The sequence below is a fragment of the Halomonas sp. NyZ770 genome, assembly GCF_020616575.1.
In the GTDB taxonomy this organism is placed as follows: domain Bacteria; phylum Pseudomonadota; class Gammaproteobacteria; order Pseudomonadales; family Halomonadaceae; genus Vreelandella; species Vreelandella hamiltonii.
On record NZ_CP085143.1, the window covers coordinates 1,730,986 to 1,746,345 of the forward strand.

The 15,360-nt window shown below is 59.1% G+C and carries 16 protein-coding genes and 3 pseudogenes; 7 read left to right on the forward strand and 12 right to left on the reverse strand.

Going from position 1 to position 15,360, the window contains the following annotated elements; translation table 11 throughout:
* Positions 1-38: 38 nt before the first annotated feature.
* From LG409_RS07910 to LG409_RS07930, 5 genes and pseudogenes are all read right to left on the reverse strand, one after another.
* Positions 39-266 (reverse strand): annotated as a pseudogene (locus LG409_RS07910) (YfhL family 4Fe-4S dicluster ferredoxin); the annotation flags it as partial.
* Positions 267-295: 29 nt separating this feature from the next.
* Positions 296-775: a pantetheine-phosphate adenylyltransferase gene (coaD, locus tag LG409_RS07915; protein ID WP_081194025.1), complete on the reverse strand. Its 480-nt coding sequence runs from the start codon at positions 773-775 to the stop codon at positions 296-298.
* A 121-nt stretch (positions 776-896) separates the two neighbouring features.
* Positions 897-2,489 carry a GMC family oxidoreductase gene (locus LG409_RS07920; RefSeq protein WP_218314889.1) on the reverse strand — a complete coding sequence of 531 codons (1,593 nt, stop codon included), beginning with the start codon at positions 2,487-2,489 and terminating at the stop codon, positions 897-899.
* A gap of 13 nt (positions 2,490-2,502) precedes the next feature.
* Positions 2,503-3,033 carry a hypothetical protein gene (locus LG409_RS07925; RefSeq protein ID WP_227407977.1) on the reverse strand — a complete coding sequence of 177 codons (531 nt, stop codon included), beginning with the start codon at positions 3,031-3,033 and terminating at the stop codon, positions 2,503-2,505.
* A gap of 230 nt (positions 3,034-3,263) precedes the next feature.
* A complete protein-coding gene (locus LG409_RS07930; protein WP_227407978.1) occupies positions 3,264-4,703 on the reverse strand; it encodes a coniferyl aldehyde dehydrogenase in 1,440 nt (479 codons plus the stop codon).
* Positions 4,704-4,834: 131 nt separating this feature from the next.
* Between LG409_RS07930 and LG409_RS07935 the strand changes: the two genes are divergently transcribed.
* Positions 4,835-5,488, forward strand: a complete 654-nt coding sequence (locus LG409_RS07935; RefSeq protein ID WP_218314892.1) for a TetR/AcrR family transcriptional regulator — start codon at positions 4,835-4,837, stop codon at positions 5,486-5,488.
* On the opposite strand, the gene LG409_RS18720 is transcribed toward LG409_RS07935, so the two are convergent.
* Genes LG409_RS18720 through LG409_RS07960 form a run of 6 tightly spaced genes read right to left on the reverse strand, consistent with a single transcriptional unit; the run spans position 5,471 to position 8,627 of the window.
* On the reverse strand, positions 5,471-5,716 hold the full coding sequence (locus LG409_RS18720) for an EAL domain-containing protein (RefSeq protein ID WP_446719099.1): 246 nt from the start codon (positions 5,714-5,716) through the stop codon (positions 5,471-5,473). The genes LG409_RS07935 and LG409_RS18720 overlap by 18 nt on opposite strands.
* A gap of 3 nt (positions 5,717-5,719) precedes the next feature.
* A complete protein-coding gene (locus LG409_RS18635) occupies positions 5,720-5,851 on the reverse strand; it encodes a hypothetical protein (RefSeq protein ID WP_256357587.1) in 132 nt (43 codons plus the stop codon).
* Positions 5,842-6,651, reverse strand: coding sequence for an MASE1 domain-containing protein (locus LG409_RS07945; protein WP_218314894.1), 810 nt, complete (start codon positions 6,649-6,651; stop codon positions 5,842-5,844). The genes LG409_RS18635 and LG409_RS07945 overlap by 10 nt, the downstream gene beginning before the upstream one ends.
* Before the next feature lie 49 nt (positions 6,652-6,700).
* The gene (locus tag LG409_RS07950; RefSeq protein WP_218314895.1) at positions 6,701-7,693 is read right to left on the reverse strand and encodes a hydrolase; all 993 of its coding nucleotides are present in this window, start codon (positions 7,691-7,693) and stop codon (positions 6,701-6,703) included.
* Positions 7,690-8,286: a 16S rRNA (guanine(966)-N(2))-methyltransferase RsmD gene (rsmD, locus tag LG409_RS07955; protein ID WP_218314896.1), complete on the reverse strand. Its 597-nt coding sequence runs from the start codon at positions 8,284-8,286 to the stop codon at positions 7,690-7,692. Before rsmD ends, LG409_RS07950 begins: the two co-directional genes overlap by 4 nt.
* Complete coding sequence (locus tag LG409_RS07960) at positions 8,283-8,627, reverse strand: M16 family metallopeptidase (RefSeq protein ID WP_218314897.1); 345 nt, start codon at positions 8,625-8,627, stop codon at positions 8,283-8,285. Before LG409_RS07960 ends, rsmD begins: the two co-directional genes overlap by 4 nt.
* Before the next feature lie 118 nt (positions 8,628-8,745).
* Here LG409_RS07960 and LG409_RS07965 point away from each other — a divergent pair, with 118 nt between their 5' ends.
* Entirely contained in the window at positions 8,746-10,128 is a 1,383-nt protein-coding gene (locus LG409_RS07965; protein ID WP_045632137.1) for an IS1380 family transposase, read from the forward strand.
* A gap of 335 nt (positions 10,129-10,463) precedes the next feature.
* On the opposite strand, the gene cadR is transcribed toward LG409_RS07965, so the two are convergent.
* The gene (cadR, locus tag LG409_RS07970; RefSeq protein ID WP_004364961.1) at positions 10,464-10,871 is read right to left on the reverse strand and encodes a Cd(II)/Pb(II)-responsive transcriptional regulator; all 408 of its coding nucleotides are present in this window, start codon (positions 10,869-10,871) and stop codon (positions 10,464-10,466) included.
* Between the two features lie 95 nt (positions 10,872-10,966).
* On the opposite strand from cadR, the gene LG409_RS07975 reads away from it, so the two are divergent.
* The 5 genes and pseudogenes from LG409_RS07975 to LG409_RS07995 form a co-directional block, all read left to right on the forward strand.
* Entirely contained in the window at positions 10,967-11,863 is an 897-nt protein-coding gene (locus tag LG409_RS07975) for a cation transporter (RefSeq protein ID WP_227407979.1), read from the forward strand.
* Positions 11,864-11,866: 3 nt separating this feature from the next.
* Positions 11,867-12,379, forward strand: a complete 513-nt coding sequence (lspA, locus tag LG409_RS07980; protein WP_004863699.1) for a signal peptidase II — start codon at positions 11,867-11,869, stop codon at positions 12,377-12,379.
* Between the two features lie 21 nt (positions 12,380-12,400).
* Positions 12,401-13,129 (forward strand): annotated as a pseudogene (locus LG409_RS07985) (ISL3 family transposase); the annotation flags it as partial.
* Positions 13,130-13,187: 58 nt separating this feature from the next.
* Entirely contained in the window at positions 13,188-14,543 is a 1,356-nt protein-coding gene (locus tag LG409_RS07990) for an IS1182 family transposase (RefSeq protein ID WP_016913619.1), read from the forward strand.
* Between the two features lie 166 nt (positions 14,544-14,709).
* Positions 14,710-15,285: pseudogene (locus tag LG409_RS07995) on the forward strand (ISL3-like element ISPpu12 family transposase); the annotation flags it as partial.
* Between the last annotated feature and the right edge of the window lie 75 nt (positions 15,286-15,360).

Consider the following 15,360-nt stretch of genomic DNA (forward strand, 5'->3'; position numbering starts at 1 on the left):
GGTGAAGGTGCCCCATCAACCATTAAATCCGTATACCCGTATTTTTCCATCAGCTCATCCTTGCTTTCGACATGGGCAGGATCCAGCGGAATGCAATCCACCGGGCACACCTGCTGGCACTGGGGCTCGTCATAGTGGCCGACGCACTCGGTACACAGGTTGGGGTCGATCACATAAATCTCTTCACCTTGGGAGATGGCGTTGTTCGGGCACTCGGGTTCACAGACATCGCAATTGATGCAGTCATCGGTAATGATCAGGGCCATACAAATACTCCGGGGAAAGCGGGGTGGTATCAGCCGTGATAGCGTTTGAGCAGGGCATCATGCACTGCCGGATGCACAAACTGGGAAATATCGCCGCCAAGGGAGGCAATTTCACGCACCAGGGTGGAAGAAATGTAAGAGTACTTTTCCGAGGGGGTCAGAAACAGACTTTCCACCTGGGGCGCCAGTTGGCGATTCATGTTGGCCAGCTGGAATTCATACTCGAAATCCGATACCGCACGCAGGCCACGCAGCAGGATATTGGCATCGACTTCCTTGACGAAATGCGCGAGCAAGGAGGAAAAGCCGACCACTTCCACATTCGGCAGGTGGCTGAGTACTTCGCGCGCCAGCTCAACCCGCTGCTCAAGCTCGAAGGCCGGGTTCTTCTTGTTGCTGGCGGCAACGGCGACCACTACCCGGTCAAAGAGTTTGGACGCCCGCTCGGCCAGATCTGTATGGCCTTTGGTGATGGGGTCGAAGGTACCAGGATAGAGTGCGGTATTCATCGGGCAATTCCAGAATCGAGGACGTGGACTGCAGATGGTAGCCCAACGTCTGGGCAGGGCCAAGCGGGCAAGACGGAATCTGTCGGGCACAGGCCCTGACAGATTCAGGTTGCTCGGCGTTTCAGGCCGTCAACTCGTCGCGCAGCTGGGTTGCCAGGCGACCGACCAGGCCGTAGATAGAGAGCTGCGGGTTGGCGCCAATGCTGGTCGGGAACAGCGAGCCATCGAGCACCGACAAGTTACTCAACTGATGATGCCGGCCCTGACTGTTGACCACTGCTTGCTGCGGGTCCTCCCCCATGGCGCAACCACCCATCACGTGGGCGCTGGCCAGGTTGACGTCATAGATGCGGTAGCTCAATTGCTCGACCTGGGCCTTGAAGTCAGCCAGGTTACGGCTCAGGCGGCCATGGGCGTGTGCCGGCAATACCGCCTTGGCCCCGGCAGCAAACTGGATCTCACCCATCGCCAACCAGGCTCGCCGCGCGCTTTCCCACAGGTAATCGTTCAGCGGGTAGTCCAGTGTCGGGCTGCCGTCCTTGCGCAGTTGCACACTGCCACCCTGGCTCTGCTCATCAAAGCCATCACGCATCAGTGCGATCATCACATTGCTGTAGGCCAGGCGCTGCATGCGCTCGAAACTTTCCCGGCCATGCCCGCCAATGGTTGCGGCAGTGATACTCGGGTGGGTGGGCGGTACTTCCAGCTTGAAGCCCATGGGCCCGGTGGCGCCATTGCTCCACTGGAACTCATCGGAATAGATGGATTGTGGCGCTCCGTAAAAGCCATCGATGCGCTTGTCGAACTGCGCCACCGAGAAATTCACCGGGTGCAGGAAGGTACGCTTGCCCAGGCGGCCGTGGGGGTCGGGCGCTTCCGAGCGCAGCAGCAGCGCGGGCGAATTGATACCACCACCCGCCAGCACCACATGCTTGGCGCTCAGGCTAACCCGCGGACCATCGGCGCGGGTCAGGGTGCTGTTCATGCCACGGGCTTCAACGCCGGTAACCTGGTCACCACTGAACACCAGGCGTTCAGCGCGCAGCCGATGAATCAGGTGCGCACCAGCATCCAGCGCCGCCGGCACACTGGTTACCAGCATCGACTGCTTGGCATTCAACGGGCAGCCGGTACCGCAATAGCCCAGATTGGCGCAGCCGCGCACATTGCGCGGAATCACCGCCCAGTGCCAGCCAAGCTGCTCGCAACCGGCTTTCAGCACATCATTGTTGGCATTCGGCGGCACGGCCCAAGGCGAAATGCCCAGCCGCTCTTCGGCACGCTGGAACCAGGGCGCCATGCTGGCGCTGTCCAACCCGGCGACCTGATGCGCGTCGGCCCAGTGCTCCAGAGTCGCGTCAGGGGTGCGGAAACTGCTGGTCCAGTTCACTGTGGTAGTGCCACCCACACTCCGGCCCTGCAGAATCACAATGCCGTTGTCGCTGGTCGCACGCGCAGCGCCTTCCTGATACAGCTCGGCATAGGCCTTGGCCTCATTGCCCTTGAAGCTGCTGGAGGTAAACAGCCCACCTTCCTCCACCATCAGCACGCGCAGCCCAGCCTGGGCCAGAATCTCGGCGCTGGTCGCGCCGCCGGCACCGGTACCGATGATCAGCACATCGGCGTCAAAGCGGCTGTCGTTGTCCAGACTGGTCGCGTCAGTGACCTGCCAGCCGCGGGCAATGCCCTGGGTATAGATATCGGGTATCGACATGGAAGTATCCTGATCAGATGGCCGGCGGGCCGGGGTATTCAATGCTGTCCCAGGTTGCCGGCAAGGCATACCAGGCCATCAACAGCAGCTGCGTCAAAGCAGCATGGCCTTCACGCAGCAAAGCCAGCCGGCTATCGCGCCAGCGTGCCAGAAACGCAAGAACCTGCTCCGGTGAAGCATGCTCGAAACGGCCCCAGATACCCGTCATCGGCCCACGGGTAATGCCCATGCTGAGCAGGTCGAGCATCTCGTGAATGTCCTGATGAATCTGCGTGGACATATGCGCCAGGCTCCAGTCGAGCTGGCGCAGGGCCGCCGGGATCTGTGCCGGCATGGCAGGGTGCGGGCCGACCAGAGCGGGAAGAATCGCGCCCAGAATCGGCAGGTCGCTAGTGCGCAACACCTGGTAATCCGTGGCAGGTTCACTACTGCTGCAGCCGGTCAGGGTGGCCGTCATGCCGGCCGTGGTCAGTACTAGACTGGCCCCGGCGCCCAACTTGAGCAACTCCCGGCGGCTAAGCCGGGCCTGGGTGATGGAGGACATCGTTACCTCGCTAATGTGGCTGGGCCACTGTTATTGTTTTTTATCGATCTGCGGTTTTTTCGCTCAGAGCGCACATAGGTTACTGCGCTGTTGCATCAGGGCTTTTGTGGATCGTCGATGTACATGGATGTACATCGACGAGCCCCAGGGATGGCTCGTAGCGTGTCCACAAAAGCCCTGATGCAATGGCGCTTATGCCGAACAGCATCAATTCGGTTACCAGCGCCATCTCAGCGAATAAACAACTTATAAACCCACTGCAGCAATTTCCCACCATAGGGCGGATAGATCGGCCGCGCACCATTGAAGCGTTGCTTGATGTAAACGCCCTTGGCCTTGCTGAAGGTCAGAAAACCCTCATGCCCGTGGTAATGGCCCATACCCGAAGGCCCAACACCACCAAAGGGCATATCATCCTGCGCCACATGCAAAATGGTGTCATTGACGCACATCCCCCCGGCATGGGTAATCTGCATGATGCGCTGCTGCTCACTGCGGTCATAACCAAAGTAATACAGCGCCAACGGACGCGGACGCTCAGCAATGTAATCCAGCGCCTGCTGCAGATTCTGGTAGGGCACGATAGGCAGAATCGGACCAAAGATCTCCTCCTGCATCAGCGTCATCCCATCCGCAGTATCCAGCACCAGCGTCGGCGCGATAATCCGTGTATCGGCCAGATTCTCATTCGCCGGATTGACGGGAATCAGCCGGGCACCCTCACGCTCCGCCTGCTGCAACCAGTTACTCAAGCGCTGGTACTGCCGCTGGTTAATGATCCAGGTGTAATCCGGATTGTCGCGCAGCGTCGGATACATCCTGCTCAGCCGCTGATGCAGCGCATCAACCAAAGCATCCAGCTTATCTTCCGGGCAAAGCACATAATCGGGGGCCACACAGGTCTGGCCGGCATTGAACCCCTTACCAAAGGCAATACGCTCCGCCGCATCGGCGATCGGCATATCAGGAGCAATCAACGCCGGCGACTTGCCGCCCAGTTCCAGTGTCACCGGCGTCAGATTCTCCGCCGCCGCCCGCATCACATGGCGTCCAATCTCGGTACCGCCGGTAAACAGCAAATGATCGAAGGGCAACTTCGAGAAGGCCTGACCAACCTCTACCTCACCGGTAATCACCGCGACCTCATCCTCACCGAAACAGCTGGCCAGCATCTGTCGCAGAACAGTAGCCGTTGCCGGCGTGGACTCGCTCATCTTGATCAGCGCCCGGTTACCCGCGGCCAGTGCACCGACCAGAGGGCCAATGGCCAGATACAGCGGGTAATTCCACGGCACCATGATGCCGATCACCCCCAGTGGCTGATAGACCACCCGCGCTTTGCCTGGCTGAAAGGCCATACCCACCTGTCGACGCGAAGGTTTCATCCATCCGCGAAGTCGTCTAGTGGTGTATTTGATGGCTTCTACCGACGGGAGCAGCTCGGCCAGCAGGGTTTCATCCGCGCTGCGGCGGCCAAAATCGCTATTGATTGCACTGATCAGAGGCTGTTGATACTCGAGCAGCGCCTGTTTCAAGTGTTGGAGTGCCTTGATGCGCTGCTCTGCCGATGGCATGGGCGCGGCGCGAAAAGCCTTTTGCTGCTGTTGGAAAACCCTGTGCATGGCCTCAATTGCTTCAGTGCTCTCGGGCGTTGGCTGCGCGGCGTTCATAATATCTCCGGTAGGCGGGTAGCAGCCTTGAGCAGCGCCGGGTTTCAGCGTTGGCACAGGTGCTGTATTGTTATGCTGAAAATTAATCTAGAGTAAATGCTCTAACCTGTCAAACCGGTGCAAAAGCCCAGATGAAAACCCGTGAACGCATCCTGCAAGCCAGCCTGTCGTTGTTCAATGAGCAGGGCGAACGCCAGGTCACGACTAACCATATTGCGGCCCACCTGGGGATCTCGCCGGGTAACCTGTATTACCACTTCCGTAACAAGGAACAGATAGTCGCCGAACTGTTCAGCCGCTACGAGGCGCAAATTGCTGACAGCCTGGCACTGCCGGGCGAGCGCAGCCTGGTTGCCGAGGACAAGGTGCATTACCTGGAAACCCTGTTTGAGGGCATCTGGGACTACCGTTTCCTGTACCGGGAGCTGGAGCACCTGTTGATCAGTGATCCGGCGCTGTCAGCGCGTTTTCGGCCCTTTGCCCAGCGCTGTATTGCCCAGGGAAGGGCCATCTATCAGGGGTTGGTGGATGGCGGCATTCTGTGTGCCGAACGGACTGACCCGCAGGCCATGGCGATCAACAGCTGGCTGCTGTTGACCAACTGGGTGTCCTTTGTCTGTTCGGTGGTCAGCAGTGAGCCGGGCCAGCCGCTGGACCAGCGTCTGTTGCGCCGCGGGGTGCACCAGGTACTGGCGCTGGAGCGCGGCCTGCTGACTCCCGAGGCCGCCGTCGTGGTCGAGCAGGCCATGGCAGACTTCTACCAGCCGTTACCGGGGCTCGACTGAGGTCGTCCTGGTTGCAGCTTTGCTGAGTGAGAGCCCGGCCTGCTCGGCCGCGGGCAGGAAGGCGCCGGGGGCCAGAATATCGCCACTGGCGGTCTGCCAGCGCAGCAAGAGTTCGCAGTGTCGACCACCACTGGCACCTGCCAGCGGCATTATGGGTTGCGCATAGAGCACAAATTCACGGTCGCGCAGTCCGGCCTTGATGGCTTCTTGCAGGGTTTTCTGCCGCAGGCGCTACTGATTGGCATGTTCAGCGTGGTGCAGGCGGTAGAATCGGCTGCCCGTCATATTGGCGGCCATGGCCAGGCCTTCCACCGCCAGGCGCAGTTCAGCGCTTCCGGCCTTGCCCCGCGGCATCAACACCATGCTGGGGCGCAGCAGCAGATTGGCGTGCTCAGCGCAAACGGGGCGACTATCCAGCTGCTGATAAAAGCTGAACACAATGGGCTCAACCTGAGGCATAGGCTCTTCCAGTGCTGCCGCATACAGGCCACGGCCAAGGCGTGCGTACTGGCCCAGACCAGCATGGGCACTAGCAGATAATTGGCAATCCAGCGGTATTCCGGGCTGGCCAGAAAGGCAATCAGGAGTACGGGTAACAGGCAGGCCAGCCATTGCCGCAGGAAGCGCCAGTCATCACTCTGGATGCGCAACCCCTGTTGCCGCAACGCTATAAGTAGAGGGGTGAACAAGAGCACCCCGATGGCGCTGGCAATCCAGTAAAAGGCCGCGATATCCAGCCAATGGAAGTCGGCAAAGTCGCCGCTGGTTACAATCGCCAGACTGCCGAACAGGGCAGCACTGGTGGCGCCAGGGAGCAGGCCACGCAGATACAAGTTGCTCAGGTTGCTCAGGGCGCGATGGTTGCTCAAGGTCCAGCGGCCCGGCCAGTACCAGGCCAGCAGCCCGGGCAGGCAGGCTTCAGCAAACAGCAGTGGCCAGGTCCCGGGTGCCAGCCCTTGCAACCAGGCCCAGCCGATCATGCCGAGCCCGACGCTCAGGGTTGCCAGGCGGCCCCAGAGCAGCGCCACCGCAACGGACAGCCCGGTAACCGGCCAGATCAGCGAGATATCACCGGCCACCGAGGTAAAGCGCGATAGCCAGGCCACAGCCAGCGTCAGCTGATGCTGGCGAGTCCGGGAGACTGCATGGGCCGATCCTGTCAAAAGTTACTCGGCAGTATAGAAAAGCCGAAACTGGCTGACCACCGCTTGTTCAGGTACGCCCGCTCAAGACCGTATCCAGCCACTCTGGCAAACGTCGCTCGAGATAATAGCGTGGTCGCCAGGGTGGCCCTTCGATAAAACCGACATGCCCGCCTTTGGCGTACAGCTCCATCTCGGTGCCGGGGGCCAGTTCAGCCAGTTCCGGCACTGTGTGGGGAAACACAAAAGGATCATCCAGCGCCTGGATGATCAGCGTGGGCACGCGTATAGCGGAGAGAAAATAGCGGCTGCTGCAGCGGCGGTAGTAATCCTCGGCGCTGGCAAAACCATGCAGCGGAGCAGTAACCCGGTGATCGAAATCCCAGAAGCTGTCCATGCCTTCCAGTGAGCCGATGGCGCTGAGCCGGGCGTGCTCGGCGTGCAGGCCTTGATGCGCAAACAGCCGCTGCTTGTTGCGCGTATAGGCCAGCAAGTCGCGCAGAAAGCGCGTCTGATAAACACGTGAAAAGCCCTGGCGGATGCGGTCGGCGCACTGATCGAGACGAAAAGGCACGGAAATCGCTGCTGCAGCACGCAGTCGGCAGTCAGGGCCGGTTTCACCCAGGTATTTGAGCAATACATTGCCGCCCAATGAATAGCCAGCGGCAGCCAGGGTGCGCCCGGGGTGTTGCTGGCTGAGGTGATCCACTACTTCGGCGAGGTCTTCGCTGGCGCCGGAATGGTAGCTGCGTGCGCGCTGATTGGGCTCGCCGGAACAGCCGCGCCAGTTGACCGCTACGCTGGGCCAGCCCTGCGCTGCCAGCGCCCGTTGCTGGCCGAGAATATACAAGGAGCTGGAGCTGCCGGTCAGGCCGTGCAGCAGAATCACCAGCGGTACATCGGGGCCGTCCGGGCCGTACCAGTCCAGATCAAGAAAATCACCATCACTCAGGGTCAGGCGCTCGCGCCGACGTTGCAGTCTGGGTGCACGTCGGAACAAGACGCTGAACAGTGTCTGGCTATGCCCGCCAGGCAGCCAGCGTGCCGGGCGGAACAGGCTCATGCCTGGCGCTGCCACAGGCTGTAATGCACCTGACCGGCGCGCTTCTCGCGGTGCAGATGCCAGCTGGCCGGCAGTGCCAATTGTGCCGGGCGCTGCTCGCTTTCCAGGTAGATCCAGGCGCGGCTGGTCAGCCAGCCATTGGCTTCCAGCGCCTGGCAGGCGGGCAACAACAGATCCTGATGGAAGGGCGGGTCAAGAAAGGCAATCTCATAGGGCGCTGCTGGCGGCGTGGCGAGCAGGCTCAAGGCGTCCTGCTGGCGCACCTCGCCGCGCTCGCAGTGCAATGTCTGCAAATGGCCGCGCAGGGTGCTGACCACCTCACGGCTGAGATCGCAGGCCAAGACTTCGGCGGCCCCGCGCGACAGGGCCTCCAGCGTCAGCGCACCGCTGCCGGCAAACAGGTCCAGGCAACGGGCATCCTCGACCTGGCCGCTGAGCCAGTTGAACAGGGTTTCACGCACGCGGTCCGGCGTGGGCCGCAGGCCGGGCAGGGCGTTGAAGGCAAAGCGCCGGCTGCGCCACTCCCCGGCAATGATACGCAGCTCGCCGCGCTCGGTGGGGGAAAAGGCCCTGGGTTTCTTTGCCCGGCTCATGCCTCATCCTCCGGTGTCTGGCCCAGGGTGATGATCAACCGCTGGTCGGCAGGCAGGCGCTGCTGCAGCACGCTGCGAATCTCCTCCAGGGTCAGGCTTTCGATGTCACTGATCAGTTGCTGGAACTGATCGGGCGGCAGGCCATAGAAGCCGTTGGCCGCCAGTTGACCGACGATGGCGCTGTTACTGGCGGTGCCCAGCACAAACTGGCCGAGCAATTGACGCTTGGCGCGGGCCAGTTCGTCCTCGGTCGGGCCTTCGGCGATAAAGCTGTCCAGGGTGTCATTGATCACCTCGAGCGCCTCGGCGGTCTGGTCACTGCGCGTCTGCATGCTGATCATGAAGGGCCCGTTGCTCCCGTCTTATTCACGAGCCTTGACCTAAAATAAAGAAGGCGAGTGGTTTATTCTTTATAATCAATATGTTCGGCAAGAACTTGATTAGAGAGGGCCGCTCGCCATGGGTGAAACACTACCAAGCTGGAAACCAGCCTGCAACTTATCTGTTTCAGTGCAGCTCAGTGAACAAAAAACCAGTAGTGATGCCGGTGCATTCTTGCTGCGCGAGGTGCTCGATCGCAGCGGTGTGATTGAGAGCTTGGATCGGCAGTTGCTTGATGATCGTGACCCCGCACGTGTGCAACATAGTTTGTCCAGTCAGCTTCGTACTCTGCTGATTCAGCGTGCGCTGGGCTGGGACGATCTGAGTGATACGCAAACACTAGCAAACGACCCGGTTTTGCAGCTGGCCTGCAGCGATCAGCGCAGCACCACGCCACTAGAGCAGCCCCGTCCTTCGCAGCCAACCCTGTCGCGTCTTCTGAATCTGTTGGCCACAGATATCAACCAGTCTGCATTTCATGACGGTTTGCTCGACATGGCCATGTGGCGACTGTCTTCGATGCGCAGCGGCAAGCCATTGTCATCGATCACGTTGGATGTCGATGGCCTGCCCATTGAAACTTTTGGCCAACAAGTCAGAACGGGCTACAACAGCTATGTTGGTTATTCACACTACTCACCGCTGGTGGCTTCTATCGCTGAAACGGGCGACATGGTTGGCGGCCTGTTACGAGAGGGAAACAGCGGTTGTGCAGTACAAGCTGAGCACTGGATTCCCAAGCTGGTTGAACGGATTGGCAAGACAACCGGCACCAAGGTCAGAGTTCGTTTTGATGCGGGTTTTACTGGCAACCCAACACTTTCGGCACTGGATGACGCCAATATTGAATATGTTGGTCGATTGTCCAGCAATACCGTACTTGAGCGCGAAGCGGCACACTACCTCAAGCGCCCAGTGGGTCGGCCAACCCATCAACTACGCGAGTGGTGCCATGAGTTTTACTATCAGGCACAGTCTTGGGAGAAGCCGCGCCGCATTATTTTAGTGGTCTGCGAGCAACCGGATGATCTGTTTTTAAAACATTTTTTCCTAGTCACCAGCCTGGACTGGAAAGACTGGACACCGCATAAAATTCTGCAGCTGTACCGCAAACGCGGGAAAGCTGAGGGGCACATGGGCGAACTGAAAGACACGCTCAACGTTCACCTATCTTCTACCTGCCGTGGTGCGTCTACCGTGCAACAGGTGATGGGCCGCAATCAGGTCAGCCTGCTGCTGAGTCTCTACGCTTATCAGATGCTGCACAGTCTGCGAGCGCTGATGGAGCGCGTCACACAAAAGGGCTGGAGCATACGCAAAGTCCGCGAGCAGATCCTGAAAACAGCAGCGACCGTGGCCGTGCATGCGCGAAAAATAGCAGTTCATATCGGACAGTCTGGCGGCAAATGGTGGCCCAGTCTGCTTAAAAACTTGCCTCGACTGCATCAGGCTCAAACTTAAACCGAGGCACGCAACAAACAGGTTATCGGCTGAACGGCTGAGGTTTTATCTTGCCTAAATGATAAGAAAAGCTGTGAAAGAGTTGAAAGCAGGCACAAAACCTTTCTGTTTTTACGCTGACAAAGTAAATACACTACCGAAAATCGTACCCCCCAGCCCGAAAACGGTTAGAGGGTCATCAAGCTGCCGAAAATGAGTCACTTTGAGAGCTCTCATGAATAAGACGGGTTGCTGGCCATGGGAATGAAGGGTAAGCGGATTAAATGGTTGATCTTACCTTTGCATGAGAGTGAGACAGACCGGCATCTCATCGGATTATCTGGTTGATGCTTCACCTACTGCTGGTGCATGTTTCCTTCGCTAATTCCAGCAAGAACCCCACACGCCTCAACTTCCCGGTCATCGTTGCAACTCGCTCTCAGTGAAACGAGTTGTTTCTCAAGCGCTTGCAGAGCGGTTATCTGCGACCGCACATGAGAGATGTGATCATCGAGCAAGGCGTTGACGGCGGTACAAGGCTGATGAGGGTCGTCCTGATAGCTCTGTAGTTCGTGAATCTCAGCCAGTGACAGGCCCAGGATTCTGCAGCGACGGATGAAGGCCAGCCCCTCACCATGCTTCTCGGTATAGACACGGTAACCGTTGTCCTGCCGATCAGGCGGCGGCAACAAGCCCTGCTGTTCATAGAAGCGGATCGTCTGTGTTTCGACCCCTACCAACTGCGCCAACTGACCAATGCGCATCAGCCTCCTCCCCAACGGATTCTTTACTCTATTGACCTTATAGTAGCTTTATAGTTTTAAATGGTACCACAACATTGTTCAAGTGGTGTCGTATCATGAGCAAATCCTGTGGTGGCGCCTGTGGCGGTGATGCAACGTCCGCAGCGGATACCGATATACAGGCCTCCTCCGAGGCGCCAGGGAGATGGGTCAGTGTTTATGCCGTGCCGAAGATGGACTGTCCATCAGAAGAACGAATGATTCGCCTAGCCCTGAACGGCTTTGAGGAGATTCGGGCGCTGTCCTTCGACTTGTCGAACCGCCGGCTGAAGGTCGTGCATGACGGCGAGGTCGAGCCCGTCACCTCGAAACTGAAGACCTTGGGGCTAGGCGCCTCGCTTCAGGAAACCGTCGCTGCAAATCCGGAGACCATCAAGGCCGCCGAGTTCTCGGCAGCTTCTGCTAAGCAAGAATCCGGGACCCTGCGCTGGTTGCTCGGCATCAATGCACTTCTGTTCGTGGTGGAAATGACTGCCGGTCTGATCGCCCAGTCCACCGGCCTGATTGGAGAATCCCTGGACAATTTTGCCGATGCGGCGGTGTACGGGCTTGCCCTTTATGCGGTTGGACATAGCGTGAAAATGCAGGTACGTGCCGCGCATCTTGCTGGTGTACTGCAACTGATCTTGGCTGTGGGCGTGCTCGTAGAGGTGGTGAGACGCTTTGTATTCGGTAGTGAGCCTGAATCGCTGGTGATGATGGCTATCGCATTCGTCGCATTGATTGCCAATACCAGTTGTCTGCTGCTCATATCCAAACATCGAGGGGGCGGGGCGCACATGAAGGCAAGCTGGATATTCTCGGCTAACGACGTGGTGATCAACCTGGGGGTCATCACCGCCGGCGCCCTGGTCGCGTGGACCGGTTCCAATTATCCGGATCTGATTATCGGCACCATCGCGGGGGGCATTGTACTTAACGGTGCCAGACGCATTCTGGCGTTGAAGGGTTAAATAATGCTCATTATTGGCAAAAAGCTCTCGCCGTATGCCCTATTGTCCATATCGGGCCTGCTGGCAGCGTCTGATCAGGCTGTAAAGTGGCTGGTGCAGCAATCAATGGCCTATGGCGAGTATGTTTCGGTGACCCCGTTCTTTAACTGGGTGCACCTATGGAACACCGGTGCCGCATTCAGTCTTTTTGCGAATGGTGGAGGCTGGCAGCGCTACTTTTTTATCGGAATCGCGGTAGTGGTCTCGATTTTTCTGATCAAGCTGATCCTTGAAAATCGTCATAAAGGAGAAGCCATCGCTTACAGTCTTATCCTCGGTGGCGCCATGGGCAACCTGATTGACCGGGTCTTTCGCGGCTATGTTGTGGATTCCTTTGATTTCTATTGGCGAGACTGGCATTGGCCGGCCTTCAACCTGGCTGATATTGCAATTGTCCTCGGTGCCTTACTTTTCGTTTCCAGCAGCTTGTTGGGTAAAAAAGCAAACACCAATGCCGAGCCGGATGGATCTGACTGACACCTACGCCTATACAACACCATGACCGAACTTCCCGACAACATCCTTCACCTGCCGCAATACCAAGTACTGGGCTGCAAATCAACCGACGACGAAATGCACTTCCAGGTGGACGTGCCCGCTCCCATCGCCTGTGAGGAATGCGGCGTGCAGGGTGAGTTCGTACGGTTCGGCAAGCGTGACGTTCCCTATCGTGATCTGCCCATCCACGGCAAGCGGGTCACTCTCTGGGTGGTCCGCCGCCGATACACCTGCCGGGCCTGCAAGACAACATTCAGGCCCCAGCTACCGGAGATGGTGGACGGATTCCGTATGACACTGCGGCTGCATGAGTACGTGGAGAAGGAATCCTTCAACCACCCCTACACCTTTGTGGCGGCACAGACCGGCCTGGACGAGAAGACGGTGCGCGACATCTTCAACGCCCGCGCCGAGTTCCTCGGGCGCTGGCACCGCTTCGAGACGCCCCGCATCCTGGGCATTGACGAGCTATACCTGAACAAGCGCTACCGCTGCATTCTGACCAACATTGAGGAGCGAACCCTGCTCGACCTGCTGGCCACCCGCAGCCAGGACGTGGTGACCAACTACCTGATGAAGCTGAAAGACCGGCAGAAGGTCGAGATCGTCAGCATGGACATGTGGAACCCCTACCGGGCAGCGGTCAAGGCTGTGCTGCCCCAGGCCCGTATCGTGGTCGATAAGTTCCATGTGGTGCGCATGGCCAACGATGCCCTAGCAGCCTGTCGGTCTTTCCGTTGCACCGTGAGATACTGACCACCGTCATCGCCGAGCTGAGAAGATCGCCATGAGCCGCTTCATCCCTGTGGATCGCCAGACCGATTACCTGCTGCCGCCTTCGGTAGACGAGTGGTTGCCCGATGGTCACCTGGCGCGGTTCGTTGTCGATGTTGTCGAACAACTGGACCTCTCGACGTTGACCCGGCGTTACATGGGGCGGGGTTCCAAGGCACATCACCCGGCGGTGCTACTGAGCCTGCTGATCTACGGCTACGCCACCGGGGTGGTCTCCAGCCGCAAGATCGAGCGTGCCACCTATGACTCGGTGGCGTTCCGCTACCTGGCCGCCAATACCCATCCCGACCATGACACGCTGGCCACCTTTCGCCGCCGCTTTCTGCCGGAACTGGAACAGTTGTTCGTACAGGTGCTGCTGCTGGCCCGCGAGATGAAGCTGCTCAAGCTTGGCACCATCGCCCTGGACGGCACCAAGCTCAAGGCCAACGCCAGCAAGCACAAGGCGTTGTCGTATGGCCATGCCAAGAAGCTGGAGGCACAGTTCAGGGCAGAGGTGAAAGCGCTGACCGAGCGGGCCGAGTCGGCGGACAAGGAGGACGCGGCCGACGGCATGGATATCCCCGCCGAGATTGCCCGCCGTGAAGCCCGCCTGGCGGCCATCGCTGAGGCGAAGGCCAAGATCGAGGCGCGCGCCGAGGAGCGGGACGCCACCGAGCAAGCCGCCTATCAGGAAAAGGTGGCGCGGCGGGAGGCGCAGCGCAAGGCCGGCAAGAAGCCCCGTGGGCGTGACCCCGAACCGCCCACTGGTGGCCCGCGTGACAAGGATCAGATCAATTTCACCGACCCGCAGTCGCGCATCATGCCGGTCACCGGCAAGGGGTTTGATCAGTGCTACAACGCCCAAGCCGCGGTTGATACCGAGAGTCTGCTGGTGACCCATGTCCACGTCACGCAGGCGACCAATGACAAGCAGCAAGTCATGCCGCTACTGACGGCCTGGCAAGGTTACCCGGAAACGCTGGGAAAACCTGACCACCTGCTGGGTGATACCGGCTACTTCAGTGCCAGCAATATCCAGGCCTGCCATGACCATGGTATCGAACCGCTGTTGGCGATGAAGCGAGACGTCCATCACCTTCCGGTCTTTGAACGTTTCGCCGCGGATCCGCCTGCCCCGGAGAGCGAGGACCCCGTCGAACAGATGGCACACCGCTTGAAGACGCAGGCGGGCCGAGCGCTCTACGCATTGCGCAAACATACCGTGGAGCCGGTCTTCGGGATCATCAAACACGTGATGGGGTTCCGGCAGTTCTCGCTACGCGGACTGGATAAGGTCAGCGGCGAGTGGCGATTGGCCACCATGGCGTGGAATATCAAGCGGATGCACCGGTTGACGGCGGGCTGAGGGCTCGCCGCGCCCAACCGGCCAGCAGGCAAGGCGTCAGAACCGCCTTGCAGAAGCTGAGGGGCAGGTTAAGAGCCACACAACAGCACCAACACCAACACCAACACAGGGGGGGGTGAAGAACCCACGCCTCAGCTCATCCATTAACCTCAAGTCCGACAGACTGCTAGAGAGAGTGCGCAAGGGCCTCAGAAAGGAGCTGAAACCGTCCCAGAGCCGGACTCTCAAGGGAGACCGGAAAATCCTGCTGAAACGCGCTCACGAAGTCTCAGACCGGGAGCGCCTCATCATGGAGACCTGGACAGGCGCGTTCCCGCAACTGCTGGCCGCCTACGAGCACAAGGAGCGCTTCTACGGCATCTGGGACGCCACCACACGGCTCCAGGCAGAAGCCGCCCTGGACGAGTGGATAGCCACCATCCCGAAGGGCCAAAAGGAAGTCTGGAGCGATCTGGTCAGGGCAGTGGGAAACTGGCGCGAAGAGACCATGACCTACTTCGAGACGGACATGCCCGTCACCAACGCTTACACTGAGTCCATCAACCGACTGGCCAAGGACAAGAACCGTGAAGGGCGCGGTTACTCCTTCGAGGTGATGCGGGCACGAATGCTCTACACCACGAAGCACAAGAAGAAGGCACCGACTGCGAAGGTCTCTCCTTTCTACAAGAAAACCATCGGTTACGGACTGCCGGACTTCGCAGAGGAACTCAACTACGGAGTCGATCTATCAACCATCTGAGGGTGGTATCAGATTGATGGGGTGAAGGTGCCCCATCAACCATTAAGGAAACGCTGCATAAATCTCGCCGGAGCT